At 48.2% G+C, this 15,336-nt stretch carries 18 protein-coding genes; all 18 read right to left on the reverse strand.

Annotation, left to right across the window (positions count from 1 at the left end; all coding sequences use genetic code 11):
• Positions 1-12: 12 nt before the first annotated feature.
• On the reverse strand, positions 13-237 hold the full coding sequence (locus LSE01S_RS06460; RefSeq protein ID WP_061776817.1) for a DUF2969 domain-containing protein: 225 nt from the start codon (positions 235-237) through the stop codon (positions 13-15).
• On the reverse strand, positions 230-544 hold the full coding sequence (gene yidD / locus LSE01S_RS06465) for a membrane protein insertion efficiency factor YidD (protein ID WP_420843296.1): 315 nt from the start codon (positions 542-544) through the stop codon (positions 230-232). The genes LSE01S_RS06460 and yidD overlap by 8 nt, the downstream gene beginning before the upstream one ends.
• A gap of 24 nt (positions 545-568) precedes the next feature.
• A complete protein-coding gene (locus LSE01S_RS06470; protein WP_061776818.1) occupies positions 569-1,576 on the reverse strand; it encodes a rod shape-determining protein in 1,008 nt (335 codons plus the stop codon).
• Positions 1,577-1,703: 127 nt separating this feature from the next.
• Positions 1,704-3,011 (reverse strand): UDP-N-acetylglucosamine 1-carboxyvinyltransferase, encoded by a 1,308-nt coding sequence (murA, locus tag LSE01S_RS06475; protein ID WP_061776819.1) that lies wholly within the window; start codon positions 3,009-3,011, stop codon positions 1,704-1,706.
• Between the two features lie 27 nt (positions 3,012-3,038).
• Positions 3,039-3,269: a DUF1146 family protein gene (locus tag LSE01S_RS06480; protein ID WP_061776820.1), complete on the reverse strand. Its 231-nt coding sequence runs from the start codon at positions 3,267-3,269 to the stop codon at positions 3,039-3,041.
• 196 nt (positions 3,270-3,465) lie between these two features.
• The gene (locus LSE01S_RS06485; protein ID WP_061776821.1) at positions 3,466-3,885 is read right to left on the reverse strand and encodes a F0F1 ATP synthase subunit epsilon; all 420 of its coding nucleotides are present in this window, start codon (positions 3,883-3,885) and stop codon (positions 3,466-3,468) included.
• Positions 3,886-3,898: 13 nt separating this feature from the next.
• Entirely contained in the window at positions 3,899-5,314 is a 1,416-nt protein-coding gene (gene atpD, locus LSE01S_RS06490) for a F0F1 ATP synthase subunit beta (RefSeq protein WP_061776822.1), read from the reverse strand.
• Between the two features lie 22 nt (positions 5,315-5,336).
• Positions 5,337-6,239: a F0F1 ATP synthase subunit gamma gene (locus LSE01S_RS06495; RefSeq protein ID WP_061776823.1), complete on the reverse strand. Its 903-nt coding sequence runs from the start codon at positions 6,237-6,239 to the stop codon at positions 5,337-5,339.
• A gap of 29 nt (positions 6,240-6,268) precedes the next feature.
• The gene (gene atpA, locus LSE01S_RS06500; protein ID WP_061776824.1) at positions 6,269-7,813 is read right to left on the reverse strand and encodes a F0F1 ATP synthase subunit alpha; all 1,545 of its coding nucleotides are present in this window, start codon (positions 7,811-7,813) and stop codon (positions 6,269-6,271) included.
• A gap of 31 nt (positions 7,814-7,844) precedes the next feature.
• The gene (atpH, locus tag LSE01S_RS06505) at positions 7,845-8,387 is read right to left on the reverse strand and encodes an ATP synthase F1 subunit delta (protein ID WP_061776825.1); all 543 of its coding nucleotides are present in this window, start codon (positions 8,385-8,387) and stop codon (positions 7,845-7,847) included.
• On the reverse strand, positions 8,377-8,892 hold the full coding sequence (gene atpF / locus LSE01S_RS06510; RefSeq protein ID WP_061776826.1) for a F0F1 ATP synthase subunit B: 516 nt from the start codon (positions 8,890-8,892) through the stop codon (positions 8,377-8,379). Before atpF ends, atpH begins: the two co-directional genes overlap by 11 nt.
• Positions 8,893-8,941: 49 nt before the next feature.
• Positions 8,942-9,154: a F0F1 ATP synthase subunit C gene (gene atpE, locus LSE01S_RS06515; RefSeq protein ID WP_061776827.1), complete on the reverse strand. Its 213-nt coding sequence runs from the start codon at positions 9,152-9,154 to the stop codon at positions 8,942-8,944.
• Positions 9,155-9,196: 42 nt separating this feature from the next.
• A complete protein-coding gene (gene atpB / locus LSE01S_RS06520; RefSeq protein WP_061776828.1) occupies positions 9,197-9,913 on the reverse strand; it encodes a F0F1 ATP synthase subunit A in 717 nt (238 codons plus the stop codon).
• Between the two features lie 352 nt (positions 9,914-10,265).
• Positions 10,266-10,895 (reverse strand): uracil phosphoribosyltransferase, encoded by a 630-nt coding sequence (gene upp / locus LSE01S_RS06525; protein ID WP_061776829.1) that lies wholly within the window; start codon positions 10,893-10,895, stop codon positions 10,266-10,268.
• A 91-nt stretch (positions 10,896-10,986) separates the two neighbouring features.
• Positions 10,987-12,228, reverse strand: a complete 1,242-nt coding sequence (glyA, locus tag LSE01S_RS06530) for a serine hydroxymethyltransferase (RefSeq protein ID WP_061776830.1) — start codon at positions 12,226-12,228, stop codon at positions 10,987-10,989.
• Positions 12,229-12,319: 91 nt separating this feature from the next.
• Positions 12,320-13,336, reverse strand: a complete 1,017-nt coding sequence (locus LSE01S_RS06535) for an L-threonylcarbamoyladenylate synthase (RefSeq protein WP_061776831.1) — start codon at positions 13,334-13,336, stop codon at positions 12,320-12,322.
• A gap of 19 nt (positions 13,337-13,355) precedes the next feature.
• On the reverse strand, positions 13,356-14,198 hold the full coding sequence (gene prmC / locus LSE01S_RS06540; protein ID WP_061776832.1) for a peptide chain release factor N(5)-glutamine methyltransferase: 843 nt from the start codon (positions 14,196-14,198) through the stop codon (positions 13,356-13,358).
• Positions 14,191-15,276, reverse strand: a complete 1,086-nt coding sequence (gene prfA, locus LSE01S_RS06545) for a peptide chain release factor 1 (protein ID WP_061776833.1) — start codon at positions 15,274-15,276, stop codon at positions 14,191-14,193. The genes prmC and prfA overlap by 8 nt, the downstream gene beginning before the upstream one ends.
• Positions 15,277-15,336: the final 60 nt, after the last annotated feature.

The following is a 15,336-nucleotide window of genomic DNA, read 5'->3' on the forward strand; positions in this document are numbered from 1 at the left end:
TACTAAAATTTATTAACCCCGGTGTAAATGGTAATCCCGAAGTAAGAGTTCGACTCCCTCATCAACCGTCTTCACTCGGTAGACATCGCCATCATTCAACTGAGCTTCCAGACGGTCTTCAACGGGCGTTACCGTTCCAATGGTTTCGTCGCCAATCTTCAGGACGGACATGGTCTGTCCATCCGGGAGCTTCTGCTCGTCGATGGTGACTTGTACTGATTTTTCTCGCTTACTCATGCAGGCTCTCCTTTGATTGTGTAAGGGGTTGGTCTAGTTGCATGGCCTCACGGTAGGCCTTCTGGGCCACAACATTGCGCCGCAACGTAAAGTGGTCCGGCACGGGGTCAATGCCCCCATGCACAAAGGGGTGACACCGTAAAATCCGGGCGAGCCCCATCAGGCCACCCTTGATGGCGCCATGCTCAGCCAGGGCTTGCAACATGTAGTTTGAGCAAGTCGGATAATACCGGCAGGTTGGTGGAAACAGTGGCGAAATGAATCGCTGATATCCCCGAACCAACAGGCTAAAAAGTTGCCGCAACATAAAACCCGCCCCCTTACTTCATTTTTAGTTACTGTTCTTCTTCGATCCCTTAGTATCCATATGCTCCAAGAGGACTCCTGCACCCTTAGCAACGTTGTCCAAGGGATCATCGGAGATAATGACGGGAACCGTCAAACGCTCTGAGAAGAGCTTGTCGATGCCATCTAAGAGGGCACCCCCACCGGTCAGCATGATGCCCCGATCGATAATGTCTGCCGCCAGTTCTGGTGGGGTTGTTTCCAAGACCGCCATAGCGCCTGCAACAATCTGTTCAACGGAGTCATGGATGGCAATTTCGACTTCAGCAGCCGTAATTGTTGCCGTGGTTGGCATCCCGCTCACGGAATCCCGGCCACGAACATCCATGGTCTTCTCCTCATTACCTGGCTCTGGATAGGCAGTTCCGATCGTAATCTTCACAGTTTCAGCCGTCCGCTCACCGATAATCAAGTTGTGATTGTGCTTCAGATAGTTGACGATTTCAGTATTCATCCGGTCACCGGCTACCCGAATAGAGCGGCTAGCGACGATGTCTCCTAAGGACAGGATCGCAATATCACTGGTCCCACCACCCATATCGATAACCATGTTACCGCTAGGCTTGAAGATATCCATGCCGGCACCCAGAGCGGCCACTTTGGGTTCTTCTTCAAGATAAACCTTAGCACCACCGGACTTTTCAGCCGCCTGAATAATCGCTTTACGTTCAATCTCCGTAATGTTCGTTGGCGCACAGATCATGATGTTTGGCTTTGATAAGAAGCCCTTCACACTTAACTTGTTAATGAAGTATGAAAGCATTGCTTCGGTAATATCAAAGTCGGAAATCACGCCGTCCTTCAACGGACGAATGGCCCGGATATTGCCTGGTGTCCGGCCAACCATTCGATATGCTTCTGATCCCACGGCCAGGACCTTATCCGTCTTCGTGTCAATTGCCACGACCGACGGTTCATTCAATACGATCCCCTTACCGACAACGTAGATCAAAACGTTTGCCGTACCCAGATCAATTCCAATGTCATTCGCCATACTTATGCGTCCTCCTGATTGTTAGTGCCAATTTTCAACATTTCATTATACCATAATCTACAGAAACTCTAAATGGTTTCTCAAATCAAATAAAAAGGCGGCCCAAAGCCACCCTTCATCTTGTGTATTAGTTATTAACGTGTGCGTTATTTAAAACAACGGTATCGTTATCGGAAACAGTGATCCGCTTGACCTCTGCCCCGAGAGCGGTTAACTTCTTGTGGAAGTCATAGTAACCGCGGTCTAAGTACTTTAAATTAGTTACCTGGGTGTAACCGTCAGCCACTAACCCGGCCAGAACCAACGCCGCCGCCGCCCGTAAGTCGGTTGCAGCCACTTCAGCCCCGTTAAAGTCAGTCGGCCCATGCATCACAACGGTCCGTCCATTCACTTGATACTCTGCATTCATTCGCCGGAGTTCTTCCAGGTGCATGAACCGATTCTCAAAGACGGTTTCCGTCATGGTACTGGTCCCTTCGGCAGCCAACTGCAGCACCGTCATTTGTGGTTGCATATCAGTTGGGAAGCCCGGGTATGGTAACGTCTTAACGTCCGTTGGTTGTAATTTCTTAGGCCCAATGACCCGCACACCAGCGGGTTCTTCGGTCACTTGTGCGCCCATTTCACGAAGCTTAGAAATCAACGGCTTGTTGTGTTCAACGATGCCATCCTTGATCAGCACGTTACCTTGTGTCAAGGCAGCACCGACCATGAAGGTCCCCGCTTCAATCCGGTCTTGAACCACACTGTGGTCCGTCCCGTGCATTTCACTAACACCTTCAACCCGAATGGATTCAGTCCCAGCGCCGAAGACCTTCGCGCCCATCTTATTCAAGATATTCGCTAAGTCCACGATTTCAGGTTCGCGAGCCACGTTATCAATCACCGTGGTCCCCTTGGCCAAACAAGCCGCCATCATAATGTTTTGGGTGGCTCCAACACTTGGGAAGTCGAGATAAATATGGCTGCCCTTGAGTTCATCGGCGAAGGCTTCAATGTAGCCATCGTGTTGTTCAATTCGGGCCCCTAAGGCCTCGAGACCCTTAAGGTGCAGGTCAATTGGTCGCGTCCCAATGGCACAACCACCAGGCAAGGCAACACGCGCATGACCCAACCGCGCCAATAATGGCCCCATGACAACGATAGAAGCTCGCATCTTAGAAACATATTCGAACGGCGCTTCACTAGAAATTTGGTTAGTGGCGTCGATAGTCATTTCGCGAGCATCCTCGTCGAAATCAACTTTTAAATTCAAGAAGCGTAAAACCTTACTCATTGTATAAACATCAGACAGAACCGGAACATTTGCTAAGTGAGTGAGTCCATCTTCGCCAAGAATTGAGGCTGCCAAAATTGGCAAAACAGCATTCTTAGCGCCTTCGATCTGAACAACACCAGTTAAGCGGTTCCCACCATGAACGACAATTTTTTCCATGGGATACCTCCAAAGAATTTTATGGGTTTACTTGACCAAGTAACCCAGATTACGAACGTTATCGATGAAGTCCAGAAAAAACGAGCTGCAGCCAAAACCAATGGCCACCGCTAACATCACAATTAATAACCGCGACTGGCGAGGATAAAAAGTCATTAATCTCTCGATATGTAACCCTGAAATTGCCCAAAAGGCAATGGCAATAAAAAAGAGATGACTAACGATAGTTAAGATTCCTTGAACGCCTAGTTGCTTCATGACTTCGTTCCTTTCTGAACATTCTCGTCAACTATAGCATATTTTGTCAGGCTTGTCCCCCGAAAATCCCATGAAAGCGGCGTTTGTAATATTACAAATTTTATTTGAACAAATTCACTGCGAATTTTGACAAATGACAATAAAAAGAGTCCTCCCCAAATTGGGAAGGACTCTAACCGTTACTAGAGCTAATAAATTAGTGGTTAGCAACGTTAATTCGATTGATAGCCCGGCGCAAAGCCACTTCGGCACGAGCCAAAGAATCCGTATCATGCGAAGCCTTAGCCTGCTTGATCGTCTCTTGAGCTCGTTGACGGGCACTTTCAGCCCGCTTGACATCAATCTCGCTTTGACGTTCGGCACTGTCAGCAACGATCGTGGCGGTATCGTTAGAGAACTCCATAAAGCCTCCATTAACCGCGATGCGATCCTGTTCCTCACCGTACTTAACCCGGACTTCGTCGACCTTTAAGGTGGCGATGACCGGAACGTGTTTTGGCAAAATTCCTAATGGACCGATAGCCGTGGTTACGACTAAGAAGTCCCCTTGATGTTCATAGACTCGGCCGTCGGGAGTTACGATACTAATCGATAAAACTGGTTTATTATCAGCCAATTAGAATCCCTCCCTAATTATTTGCAACCGCGTCGTTCATCTCTTTTGCCTTAGACACAACGTCCTCTACGCCACCACAGTTACGGAAGGCATCTTCTGGTAAGTCATCGTACTTACCAGCGAGGATTTGCTTAAACCCTTCGATGGTGTCTTCCAACTTAACGTACTTCCCTGGTAAACCAGAGAATTGAGAGGCAACCGTAAATGGTTGTGACAAGAAGAATTGAATCCGACGTGCCCGGTTAACGATCGTTTGTTCCTCTTCAGACAGTTCATCCATCCCTAAGATAGAGATGATGTCTTGTAATTCATGGTAACGTTGCAAGACATGTTGAACTTCGGTGGCAACATGGTAATGTTCTTCCCCAACGATCTCTGGTGCCAAGGCCGTTGACGTTGAAGCCAATGGGTCCACGGCAGGATAGATCCCTTGTTGAGTCAGTGAACGTTCCAAATTGGTCGTTGCATCCAAGTGAGCAAAAGTCGTTGCTGGGGCAGGGTCGGTGTAGTCATCGGCAGGAACATAAACGGCTTGAATAGAGGTGATTGACCCCTTGTTCGTTGACGTAATCCGTTCTTGCAGTTGACCCATTTCAGTTGCCAGCGTTGGTTGGTAACCAACGGCTGAAGGAATCCGACCCAACAGGGCGGAAACTTCAGATCCAGCTTGCGTGAACCGGAAGATGTTGTCGATAAACAACAGAACATCTTGGCCCTTAACATCACGGAAGTATTCCGCAATAGTTAACCCGGTTAAGGCAACCCGCATCCGGGCACCAGGAGGTTCGTTCATTTGACCATAAACCATGGCCGTTTGTTTCAGAACTCCTGAGCTCTTCATTTCCCAGTACATATCGTTACCTTCACGGGTCCGTTCACCAACACCGGTGAAGACGGAAATCCCGTTATGGCCTTGGGCAATGTTGTGAATTAATTCTTGAATTAAAACGGTCTTACCAACACCGGCACCACCGAACAACCCAATCTTCCCACCACGAACGTAAGGTTCGAGCAAGTCAATAACCTTAATCCCCGTTTCAAGGATTTCAGTCGTTGGGTTCAATTCGTCATACTTTGGTGCGTCACGGTGAATTGGCATCCGTTGCGCATCTTCTCCAAATTCGGCACCGCCGTCAATTGGATCCCCAAGAACGTTAAACACACGACCTAAGGTGTCGTCACCAACTGGAACTGAAATAGAAGCACCTGTGTTTTCTACTTCCATTCCACGGCGAAGACCTTCAGTACCATCCATGGCGATGGTCCGCATAACCCCGTCACCCAATTCAAGGGCAACCTCGGTTACTAAGACACTGCCATCATCCCTCTTAACTTTGAGGGCGGTATTGATGTCGGGTAATTCATCGTTCAGTGGGAATTCAACGTCAACAACTGGTCCGATAATTTGAATAACTTTACCAGCACTCATTATTCGTTAATTCCTCCCGTCATTAATTATTCAAGGCTTCCTGACCACCGGTAATTTCTGTGATTTCAGTCGTAATCGCAGCTTGTCGTGCACGGTTATAGTGCAGTTGTAAGTCGCTGATTAAATCGTCAGCATTATCAGTGGCTGATTGCATCGCGTTCGTACTTGATGCGTGTTCGGAAGTCTTCGCGTCCAGAATAGCGCCGTAAACCAGGCTTTCCGCATATTGCGGCAAGATGGTTTCTAAGACTTCGGCTTCTGACGGCTCCGTTTCATAATCCGATGCGAGGTTAGCCGTTGCTGCGGAATCATCCACGGCATCGGACTCTAACGTCTCACGGTCAACGGGAAGCGTCTTCTCAGCACGAAAACTTGATGAAATGCGGTTCACGAAATGATTATAGCAAACGAAGAGTTCATCAAAGACTTCGCTGTCATACATCGTCGTCACGGTCTTCACGATTTCCCGAACTTCGTTGAACTCCGGAACATCACTCACGCCACGATATTCATAAGCAACATTAACGCCACGCTTCTTGTAGAAATCCGCACCAGTCCCACCAACGGCTAAGATAATATAGTCATCAGGGTTTGGTGTCCGGTTTTCGATAAACTCATTAGCCTCACGAAGCACGCTACTGTTATAACTCCCAACCATACCGCGGTCGGAAGTAACAACTAAGTAAGCCGTTTTCTTAACTGGACGGTCTGACTGTAATTTGCTTGAGGAATGTTCAAACAGTTGAGACTGAGATAAACGCAGAACTACGGACTTAATCTTTGAGACATAGTCTTGATAGCCCCTAGCATGCTTCTGAATCTTGTTCAACTTCGCAGTAGAAACCATGTGCATGGCAGCCGTAATTTGCCGCGTAGCTTTCGTGGAATTAATCCGATGTTGGACATCATGAATCGATTCAGCCATTTTTCCTCACCATCCTTCCTTCAAGCAACTTAATTAGCCGAACCATTATCTGCTGCGGCATCACCATGTTTGGTAGGTTGGAAAGTCTTATCAAACTCGTTGATTGCATCGTTCAGAGTGTCGCCTTCTGGCAAGTTCCCCGTCTCAGTAATCGTGTCCTCAAGGGACTGGTACGAGTTATCCATGAATTCAAACAATTCATTTTGATAACGTAAAACGTCTTCCAACTCAAGCTTGTCTAAATGACGATGAGCCAGTGCGTATAAGATAATGACTTCTTTGGCTACAGGGACGGCCTCGTGAAGTCCTTGCTTCAGAACTTCAACGGTCCGGGCCCCACGGTTCAAACGGGCCTGGGTAGCAGCATCCAAGTCGGAACCGAATTGCGCAAAGGCTTCCAGTTCACGGTAGGCAGACAAGTCCAACCGCAGTGAACCCGCAACCTTCTTCATAGCCTTGATTTGAGCGTCACCACCAACCCGAGAAACTGAAGTCCCGGCATCCATAGCTGGACGAACCCCTGAATAGAAGGAATCACTGTTCAGGAAGATTTGTCCGTCGGTGATGGAAATAACGTTCGTAGGGATGTATGCAGAAACGTCCCCAGCCTTAGTTTCAATGACAGGCAAGGCCGTCATTGAACCACCACCAAGCTCATCACTAAGCTTAGCAGCCCGTTCCAACAAACGGGAGTGGGTGTAGAAAATATCCCCAGGGTACGCTTCACGACCTGGCGCACGCCGTAAAATAAGTGAGAGTTCACGGTAAGCATCGGCTTGCTTAGTCAGATCATCGTAGACAATCAAGACTTGCTTACCAGCATGCATAAACTCTTCACCCATAGCGGCACCAGCATATGGAGCGATGTATAGAAGTGGAGCAGGCAATGCAGGACCCGCACTGACAACAATCGTGTAGTCCATAGCGCCATACTTCTCTAAAGTTCTAACCTGCGAACGTACGGTGGAGTCCTTTTGACCAATAGCGACATAGATACAAATCATATCTTGACCCTTTTGGTTAATGATCGTGTCAATCGCGATCGAACTCTTACCAGTCTTACGGTCACCGATGATCAACTCACGTTGACCACGGCCAATTGGAACTAACGCGTCAATCGCTTTAATCCCGGTTTGCAGAGGTTCATTAACCCCTTGACGTTCCATAACGCCGGGTGCCTTGTGTTCGATTGGCCGTGTTTTATCGGTCTTAATGTCCCCTTTACCATCAATTGGTTGACCCAAGGAGTTAACAACCCGGCCAATTAATTGATCACCAACGGGAACTTCCATGATACGACCAGTGCGCTTAACCGTATCTCCTTCAGTGATTCCAGTAAAATCACCCAAGATAACGATACCAACGTCACTAGCTTCGAGGTTTTGAACCATGCCATAAACCCCGTTATCAAACAAAAGCAACTCACCTTGTAAGGCGTTGTCCAAGCCGTGGGCCCGGGCAATCCCGTCACCAACGTAAGTTACTGTACCAGTTTCTTCAACTGAGAGTTCATCCTCGTAGCCCTCTAATTGTTGTTTAATTAGAGCACTGATTTCCTCAGCTTTAATGCTCATGAAAGTTTCACCTCTTTACCTATGAAATTCGTTATGCCAACAGTTGCTGCCGTAACTTTTGAATTTTAACTTGTAAGCTCCCATCAAAAATCATGCCAGCGGATTTAACAATCGCGCCACCAATAATATCCGGATTAACCTGGCTACTTAAGTTCACCCGGTTAGCCCCAACTCGCTTCGCAAATGCTGCCGCGATTTGGTCACGTTGCGTATCGGAAATTGCCACAGCCGTGGTAACTTGCGCATCCACAATATGTTTTGCTTCGTTATAAATAGTCTTGAATTGATCAATGATCGCAACCATTGCGTCCATTCGATCGTAGTCATAAACCATCTGGATAAGGTTCTTGATATAGGGAGATGCTGTCTTAGAGAGATCTTGCAGTAAGGCCCCGCGATCGCCAGCTTTTACGCTTGTATCCGAAAGTACGGTACTCAACTTGGGATTGTCCTGGAAGACCTGACGGAGTTCTTTCAACTCTGCCATGCCGGTATCCAGTTGGTCTTTTTCAGACAACAATTCAAACAATGCACGTGCGTAGCGCTTCGCTACCGTTGCCTTATCAAGACTCATGTTGTTCCCCCAACCCTTCAATATAAGAGTCAATTAGTGCCTTTTGATCATCAGCCTTTAATTCTCTTTGAAGAAGTTTGGAAGCAATCTCAACAGATAGATCCGCTACGTCGTTGCGCGCACTAGCCAATGCATCCTCACGTTCTTGCGCAATATCTTTCTGCGCTTTATCTTTCAGTGACTGAGCATCGGTCTGTGCTTGGGTAACGATTTGCTCCCGTTGCTGTTGACCATTTTCCTTGGCATCTTTAACGATTGTTTGCGCTTCAACTCGTGAACCAGCTAAGGCTGCTTGACGTTCTTCTGCCATTGCCGCGGCATCTTTCCGTGACTTTTCAGCATTATCGATATCGTTAGAAATCTTGTTCGAACGATCTTGCATCATCTTAGTAACTGGTTTCCAAGCGAAAATCTTAACAATCCACATTAACAGAATGAAACTCAATGCGTAAAAGATGGTATCGCCATTGTAAAGGGTCCGTGCAACCACTAAATGTAAGAGCATCTATTGACACCTCCTTTTACTGTCAAATCAGTTGATAATAGAACCATGATTACTTGTTCATCAACATCAAGGACATAACGAAGCCCAAGATAGGCATTGATTCAACTAACCCAACACCAATAAACATCGTACTACGTAATTGACCTGACATTTCAGGCTGGCGAACCATACCTTCCAAAGTCTTGAAAATAACGATACAGTCACCGAACGCACCAGCGATAGCGGCCCCAACCATAGTTACACTTGCTGCTAAAACACCCATAATCTTGTTTCCTCCTTAAATTTAAAAAACATCCAAAAGTAATTAGTCTTCTTCTTGAAGCTTCCGACCAATATAAACCGACGACAACATGATAAAGACATAGGCTTGAATGGCACCTAGGAAAGCGGAGAATCCTTGCCAAATCATTTCGATTGGCAGAGACAACGCCATCGTTAAGATACCATGTGATTCAGCTAACTGCCAAATCATTTCCAACAGAACTTCACCGGAGTAGATAATCCCGAAGATACGAAGACCTAACGTCAAGAAACTACTCAGCTCTTCAAAAATGTTAATTGGGAAGAAGAACCAAAATGGTTTCACGAAACTGGTTAAGTATCCCTTGGTACCCCAGCGGCGAATACTAGAGTAGTTAGCGAAGACCACCGTCATTAATGACATGGTCAGCGTAACCACCGGATCAGAAGTTGGGCTTCGAACAATAGCTTTACCATTAATCATTAGGTTAAAGAATAACCCGAGTTGGTTCGATAGAAAAATGAAAATAAATAGTGTAAATCCCCAAAGTCCGTAGCCACGTACTTCGTTTGCTGGAAGATTTCCTTTCAAGACCCCGTTGGTGAAGTCAATCAGCCATTCGATCACGTTTTGCCCTTTAGAAGGCCGCATCGTAATGTGCCGTGTCGTTGCAATAACGAAAATGATCGCCAACAAGAAAACTATCGCCCCTGAGACAAGGTTTGCCACACTGAACGTCAGTCCAAATAATTGAAAGGATGCAACTGTACCATTTCCCACCAAATATCACCTCTTTTCATGAACTACATATGTACGCAATAAACCGGGAAATCCTTGCCCTAACGCACGGACGCGAAATCACAGAGCTTGCGAAATTTTGAGCGAAAGAAATACCGCTCAAACACATTAAAAATGATACCACCAAATCCCCTAAAAAACAAAGACTATTTGTGGAATTAATTGATCATTTTCAATAAATTGGACTTACATTTGAAATCAATGATAAAAGGATTGTTATCGCTTCCATAATTTACTTGCGCACGCACACGATTTCAGTTTTCATAGCCACTTCCATGCGATAGATTAAAACAAAAAAGGTTCGGCTAGTAAATTAGCCGAACCCTAGGTAAGTTTATTTTGTCCCAAACAACCGGTCACCCGCGTCACCCAAACCAGGGACAATGTAGCCATCCTCGTTCAAGTGATCATCCAAGGCCGCCGTGTAAATGTCGACGTCTGGATGGGCCTTCTGCAAGGCTTTAACCCCTTCTGGGGCCGAGACCAAGCAGACAAACTTCATGTTGCTGGCACCACGCTTTTTCAAAGCATCGATTGCCATAATTGCTGAGCCACCCGTGGCTAACATTGGATCAACCACGAAGACTTGCCGTTGGTCAATGTCAGAAGGTAACTTAACAAAATACTCATGGGGTTGCAGGGTGACCTCATCACGGTACATCCCAATGTGGCCAACCTTGGCAGCAGGAATTAATTCCAAGATGCCATCGACCATGCCAATCCCAGCACGTAAGATTGGCACGATAGCCACCTTTTTGCCTGAGAGTTCCTTGGCTGTCATCTTCGCCACCGGCGTTTCGATCACCTTATCTTGTAATGGCATATCGCGTGAAACCTCATAGGCCATTAAAGTTGAGATCTCGTTAACAACTTCCCGGAAACTACGAGTACCACAACTCTTATTCCGAATAATTGTCAGTTTGTGTTGAATCAACGGGTGGTCAAGAACTTGAAACTTCCCCATGGATAAACGCTCCTTTGTGATTTCTTACAATTGTACCATTATCTACGGCATTACTGCGGACTTTTTTCAAATGAAACCGTTTTTTTCTAAATTAAGGTAACACTGTTAATGGGTGAGCCGCCGTTAGGTCCCGTACCTGCGAACGAACCCGGTCTAAAACGGCCTTATCGTCAGGATGACTTAAGGTGTCTACAATTAATTTTGCGACTTGTCGGCAATCTGCCGGTGTGAAGCCCCGGGTCGTAATCGCCGGTGTCCCCAACCGAATGCCAGAGGTCTTGAAGGGACTCAGGGTTTCATTCGGAATGGCTTCCTTATTAGTGGTAATCAAGACACTGTCCAGTAAGTCTTGCGCTTGCTTACCATTCAAACCCGTTGCTGAAAGGTCCAACGTCATCAAATGATTGTCGGTTCCGCCGGAGACCACCCGAACCATTGGTAGATCTTCAAAGGCCGCCGCCATGGCACTGGCATTGTCGATGATCCGTTGCGCATAATCCTTGAAGTCTGGTTGCAAGTCTTCGAAGAAGGCGGCCGCCTTGCCAGCAATCACGTGTTCCAATGGCCCGCCCTGGGTTCCCGGAAATACGGCTGAGTTTAGCTGCTTGGCATACTTTTCTTGCGATAGGATTAACCCTCCGCGAGGTCCCCGTAGGGTCTTGTGGGTAGTCGTCGTGACAACATCGGCAATTCCCACGGGACTTGGATGAAGTCCCGCCGCCACTAAGCCGGCAATATGTGCCATGTCAACCATTAGATAGGCCCCCACCTCATCGGCAATGGCTCTAAAGGCTTGCCAGTCAATCGTCCGCGAATAAGCGGATGCCCCGGCAACAATCATCTTAGGTTGCACCTTCAGCGCCAACGCACGGATGGCCGCGAAGTCCAAGCGTTCCGTGTCGGGATTCAGATCGTAACCATAAGTCTGATACAGCTTGCCTGAGAAGTTCACTTTCGACCCGTGGGTCAAGTGGCCCCCAGCATCCAAGCTCATCCCCAGGATGGTATCTCCGGGCTTCAAGAAGGCCGCATAGACCGCCTGGTTCGCCTGGGAACCGGAATGTGGCTGAACGTTTGCATACTCCGCGTGGAACAATTCCTTGGCCCGGTCGATAGCCAATTGCTCAACCACGTCAATGTATTGCGTCCCGCCATAGTAGCGTTTCCCGGGATAACCTTCAGCGTACTTGTTGGTCAGCACTGAGCCCTGTGCGGTTCGGACGGCGTGACTCACGATGTTTTCGGAAGCAATCAGTTCGATTGTATCTTCTTGACGTTGTTCTTCCTGGGCAATGGCGCCCCATAGAGCTGGATCTTTTTCTTTAAAATTCAATGGCGGTCCCTCCTGAACAGTAATTGGTTTCATTTTACCAAACTTTCTGCTCAGGTGGGGCCGCCACCATTCGAGATTCAATTAATTTTGCTTATTTTTCAAAATGAACTTGGCCAGCTGACTTGTTCAACCGGTTCATGTACGCCGCGCCAAGGCCGTCGTCTGGAAAACCTTGCGCCAAGATACCCGTGACTGGCGACTCCAGGTCGAAATACCGTAACCCAGCGAATAGTTGATGACTCGCCGAATCCAAGTTGGCTCCCAACGAATACGTTTCAATATTGTTAGGCAAAGTCAATTCCGCTAGGATTGAATCCGTCGCCATCACACCAATGGTACCAGCTTGATGACTCGCCCAGTCCATGGCTGCCGACCAGTCTGCTTCACGATCCACGATGGTCACCTGGGCATTAGGCGCATAGTGCTTGTATTTCATCCCCGGGGCCTTGGGAACTTCCTTGGCGCCCACCCGATGGTGACTCGACCGAACATTCCCAATGACCGCAGTCAATTCTTCTTCAGTCACCGCACCAGGCCGGAGAATTGTTGGCAGATCGGTCGACATATCAAGGACTGTTGATTCAACGCCCACCTCGGTTGGGCCGTCATCCAAGATGCCGGCGATCTTGCCATTCAAATCATGATAGACATGCTTGGCTAAGGTCGGACTTGGCTTGCCGGAAGTATTGGCAGATGGACCAACTAGGGGTACCCCCGCCGCGCGGATCAAGTCAAGGGTGACCTGGTTGTCCGGATTCCGAAACGCCGCCGTGTTCAGACCGCCGGTGACAGCCGCGGAAAGCTTCCCCGGCTGTAACTTAAAGATTAACGTTAAGGAACCGGGCCAAAAGGCCTTGATTAGCTTCTTAGCAGTGGCTGACAACGGTTGCGCATACTGTTCAACCGTGTCAATTCCCGTCACGTGGACAATCAGCGGATTGTCGCTGGGACGCCCCTTTGCCATGTAGACCTGCTTAACGGCCGTTTCATTGGTGGCATCTGCCCCTAAGCCATACACGGTTTCGGTTGGAAACGCCACAAGTTGACCGTCGCGAATTGCCTTGGCGGCGGCATCGATTTCAGTTGGTTTAAAAATCTTGGTTTCCATAAATATTAAGTCTCCCTTATCACAATTGCACCTTGACCATCCGGTCTTGGCCATTGATATCCTGGCGAACGGTCACCTTAGCTGCGGGCAACGCCACGGTAAAGATCGCGCGCACGGCTGGCCCCTGATGATAGCCAATCTCGGCGAAGAAACACCCCTCCGCGGTTAAGAATCCCGGTAGTGTTAACGCAAAACGCCGGTAAAAGTCCAGCCCATGATCCGCAGCGTACAACGCTTGGTCCGGTTCAAACCGCTTGACGGCGTCATCCATCACCGGTTGCTCTGCCCGATCAATGTATGGCGGGTTCGACACGATCACATCGAAGCGTTGCCCCGCCAACGGTGCCAGCAGATCGCCCACTTCAAATTGTACTTGAGCATTCAAAGCCTTAGCATTCTGCTGAGCCACGGCCACGGCCGCCACGGAAATATCCGTAGCAGTGACCTGCCACTCAGGTCGCTCCAGCTTCAATGAGAGCGCAATGGCCCCGCTACCGGTGCCAATATCAGCTAACTTGAGTGGCGCCTGCGAACAATCCGTTAAGACCCACTCCACCAACTCTTCAGTTTCCTGCCGCGGAATCAGGGTGGCATTCGTCACTTGAAATTCTCGGCCATAGAACGGGGCATGCCCCAACACATATTGCGCCGGCTCACCGGCTAAAACGCGGTCCAGCTGATGCCGAAACTGGTCCAACACAGAAGCCGGAACCACATCCCGGTAGTGTTGGACCAGCTGCGTGTAGCGCCAATTCTGTCCTTCGAGCAACAGATATTGTGCCGCACTCGGATCTTGCCGTGCGCCCGTTAGTTGGTCCTGGGCCGTATGGAGCAAGCTAAAGTAAGTTACTGGGTTAGCCATTGTTCTTGAGATCTTCCAGTTTAGCCGCTTGGTCTGACAGAATTAAGGCATCAATAATATCATCCAACTCACCGTTCATGATCCGATCTAACTTATTCAAGGTTAAACCAATTCGGTGATCGGTGACCCGATTTTGCGGATAGTTGTAGGTCCGAATCCGTTCGGAACGGTCCCCGGTCCCGACGGCTGACTTTCGTTCAGCGTTGTAGGCACTTTCCTCTTGTTGCTTGTAGTAGTCGTAAACCCGGGTCCGCAGAATCTGCATGGCTTTAGCCCGGTTTTGTTGTTGTGACCGTTCGTCTTGCATGGCCACGACGATGCCAGTTGGCAAGTGGGTCATCCGCACGGCCGAAGACGTCTTGTTAATATGTTGCCCACCGGCACCGGATGACCGATAAACGTCGGTCCGAATATCCTTAGGATCAATGTCAATATCAACGTCTTGTTCTTCAGGCATTACACCAACCGTAGCGGTACTGGTATGTACCCGACCGGCTGATTCCGTTACGGGTACTCGTTGAACCCGGTGCGCACCGTTTTCATACTTCAACTTGGAGTAAACCTTATCGCCAGAAATCATCAGAACGATTTCCTTAAAGCCTCCCACTTCGGTATCGTTTTCATCGACAATTTCAATCTGCCAACCCTGACGTTCGGCATACTTGGAGTACATACTAAAAAGGTCCGCAGCAAATAGGCTGGCTTCATCGCCACCGGCAGCCCCATGAATTTCCATGATGATGTTTTTGTCATCGTTAGGGTCTTTAGGCAAGAGCAGCACTTTGATGGCTTCTTCTAAATCTTCTTTTTGTGACGTTAAGTCCTTCAACTCTTCCTTAATCATGGTTTCCATGTCACTATCTAACTTCTCACGTAACATTTCATCATCGTCACTAATTTGCTGAGTCACGTCCTGATATTGGTGGTACTTGTCCACCGTCTCACGGAGTTCCCCCTCTTCTTTTGAAAGGGCCATGAACCGTTGCGTATCCGCAATAATTTCTGGGTCACTAATTAACTCATTCAGCTCGTCATAACGGTCGGCAACGGCCTGGAGCTTGTCAAACATTTCATCCATTCGATTAACCTCGTTTCATTCAGTTGTTACCAGCATCCGGTCACTTTTAACGGTGCTTAA

The organism is Levilactobacillus senmaizukei DSM 21775 = NBRC 103853 (assembly GCF_001592085.1).
GTDB lineage: Bacteria > Bacillota > Bacilli > Lactobacillales > Lactobacillaceae > Levilactobacillus > Levilactobacillus senmaizukei.